1 protein-coding gene is annotated in these 1,515 nt (G+C 68.6%); it reads right to left on the bottom strand.

Annotated elements, in window-relative coordinates:
- Window positions 1–1,515: type I polyketide synthase (locus tag ABZ822_RS32520; protein ID WP_360862070.1), on the bottom strand; the 1,515-nt coding region annotated here is incomplete at both ends.

Below are 1,515 nucleotides of genomic sequence, written 5' to 3'. Positions count from 1 at the left end.
CTGCGGCGGCTCGTACGCCAGATCCTCCGCAACCGCCCGGAACTCCGCCAGCATCGGCTCCATCAACGGCGAATGGAACGCATGACTCACCCGCAACACCGTCGACTTGCGGCCCTGAGCACGGAAATGCTCCGCGACCTCCTCCACCGCATCCCGGTCACCGGAAAAGACCACCGACCGCGGCCCGTTCACCGCGGCAAGACCCACCCGGTCGTTCAGAAGCGGCAAGGTCTCGTCCTCGGACGCCTCCACCGCCACCATCGCCCCACCCTCGGGCAACGCCTGCATCAAACGCCCCCGTGCCACCACGAGTCGGCACGCATCGGCAAGGGACCACACACCGGCCACATGGGAGGCGGCGATCTCACCGATGGAGTGCCCAGTCAGCACATCCGGCCGCACACCCCAGGACTCCAGCAGCCGGAACAGCGCCACTTCGAGAGCGAAGAGGGCGGGCTGCGCGTACTCCGTACGGTTCAGAACATCGCACTCGTCGCCGAAGACCACGTCCCGCAGCGAGCGAGGAAGTTCGGTGTCCAGGTGGGCGCACACCGCGTCGAAGGCGTCCGCGAAGACCGCGTACTCCTCGTACAACTCCCGCCCCATGCCCGGCCGTTGCGACCCCTGCCCGGCGAACAGGAAGCCGGTACGACCACCCTCGCCGACCTCACCCACCACCGCACCGGCAGCAGAGTCACCGGCCGCCACGGCAGCGAGACCGCTCAGCAACTCCTCACGATCCGCACCCCACACCACAGCCCGGTGCTCGAACACCGAACGCGAACGCACCAGCGACACACCGACCTCGACGGCGGACAACGCTCCACGCTCGGCCACGAACGCCGAAAGCCGCGCGGCCTGGGCCCGCAAAGCGTCCCGGCTCCGGGCCGACACCACCCACGGAGTCTGCTTCGGCCCCGCCCGTCCTTCGTCCGTAGACTCAACTCGCTCGTCGGAGACGGGCTGTTCCAGCACCACATGCGCGTTCGTGCCGCTCACGCCGAACGCGGATACGGCGGCGCGGCGGGGCCGGTCCTCCGCCTCGGGCCAGTCATGAACGTCTGTCAGCAGCCGTATGTCGCCGGCCGTCCAGTCGACGCGGGTGGTGGGTTCGTCGGCGTGCAGGGTGCGGGGCAGGGTTCCGTGCTGCATGGCCAGCACCATCTTGATGACCCCCGCGACACCGGCGGCGGCCTGCGTATGACCGATGTTGGACTTCACCGACCCCAGCCACAAAGGCCGTTCACGATCCTGGCCATAGGTCGCCAACAACGCCTGCGCCTCGATCGGATCACCCAAGGCCGTGCCCGTGCCGTGCGCCTCCACCGCATCCACATCCGACGCCGACAAACCCGCCGACGACAACGCCGCACGAATCACCCGCTGCTGCGACGGACCGTTCGGCGCCGTCAGACCATTGCTCGCACCATCCTGATTGACCGCCGACCCGGCAACCACCGCCAGCACCCGATGCCCAAGACGCCGGGCATCCGAAAGCCGCTCCACCACCAGAAC

The organism is Streptomyces sp. NPDC047108 (assembly GCF_040643575.1).
In the GTDB taxonomy this organism is placed as follows: domain Bacteria; phylum Actinomycetota; class Actinomycetes; order Streptomycetales; family Streptomycetaceae; genus Streptomyces.
The sequence above is the reverse complement of the archived record's forward strand: the minus strand, read 5'-3'. Positions and strand labels throughout refer to the sequence as shown.